Raw genomic sequence first — 1,268 nt, 5'->3', positions numbered from 1 at the left:
AGCTCCTCAACCGCCGCAAGTGGAGGACCCGAGTCGAACTCGCGAACGCGATCTTCGAGTACATCGAGATCTTCCACAACCGACAACGCCGTCACTCCGCGCTCGGCTACCAGACCCCGATCGAGTATGAGCTAGCCTCACCCACAGACACCGTTCCCGCCTGAGGACTCATCACGCCGAATGGAAACCAGGCTGTAGGGCAGGTCATCTGATCTGCGTTGATGTGTGTCGACGCTGGAAGGATGTGGACCATGCCGAAGGCGTTTCCCAAGGAGTTCCGCGAGGACGTGATCCGGGTCTACCGCGACTCCGATGCCTCGGTGGCCCAGGTAGCGAAGGACTTCGGCATCTCGCCGTCGTGCCTGAAGCGCTGGATCACCATCGACGACCGCAACTCGGCCACTCCGTCGCCCGCTGGACGGGCCGCCAACGAGTCCGACGCGCTGCGTGAGGCGAACAAGCGGATCAAGCTCCTCGAGCAAGAAGTCGAGGTGCTCCGCCGCGCGGCTGCCTACCTCTCCCAGGCACACCTGCCGGGAAAATGATGTACCCGCTCGTCCGCGAGCTGGCCGCTGACGGGATCCCCGTCGCGGTGACGTGCCGGGTCCTCAAGATCGCTCGCCAGCCCTACTACCGCTGGCTCGCGAACCCGGTCACCGACGCCGAGCTGACCGTGGCGTACCGGGCCAACGCGCTGTTCGACGCCCACCGCGACGATCCCGAGTTCGGCTACCGGTTCCTCCTCGACGAGGCCCGCGAAGCCGGTGAGCCGATGGCAGAACGCACCGCGTGGAGGATCTGCTCCGACCTTGGCTGGTGGTCGGCGTTCGGGAAGAAGCGCGGGCGCAACGGCAAGAAGCCAGGTCCGCCGGTCCACGACGACCTGGTGGAACGGAACTTCACCGCCGACGCTCCGAACGCGCTGTGGCTCAGCGACATCACCGAGCACTGGACTCGCGAGGGCAAGCTCTACCTCTGCGCGATCAAGGACGCCTACTCCAACCGGATCGTCGGCTACTCGATCGACTCACGCATGAAGTCGCGGATCGCGGTCGCTGCGCTCGACAACGCCGTCGCGCGTCGCAACGCCGAAGGCGCGGGCGTGGCCGGCTGCGTCCTGCACACCGACCGCGGGTCGCAAGGTGGATTCAACTGGTCGTCGCAACACCTCGTGATGGAGGTGTGGAGTGGTACGTCGTCAGCAGGCCGCCGATCGAGCGATCCAGCCGAAGCGGCGGTCGCCTGGTCATCCGAAGTTCCAGAGGCAT

The 1,268-nt window shown here is 65.7% G+C and carries 1 protein-coding gene and 1 pseudogene; both read left to right on the top strand.

The window, feature by feature from the left end; translation table 11 throughout:
• Nucleotides 1-164, top strand: a 164-nt coding sequence (locus M8330_RS21635) for an IS3 family transposase (RefSeq protein WP_250828814.1), incomplete at its 5' end; no start/stop codon positions are given.
• Nucleotides 165-251: 87 nt separating this feature from the next.
• Nucleotides 252-1,141, top strand: a pseudogene (locus tag M8330_RS21630) (IS3 family transposase); the annotation flags it as partial.
• Nucleotides 1,142-1,268: the final 127 nt, after the last annotated feature.

Source organism: Nocardioides bruguierae, assembly GCF_023656415.1.
GTDB lineage: Bacteria > Actinomycetota > Actinomycetes > Propionibacteriales > Nocardioidaceae > Nocardioides > Nocardioides bruguierae.
Note: the sequence above shows the minus strand (reverse complement) of the source record. Positions and strands in the feature narration are given on the sequence as shown.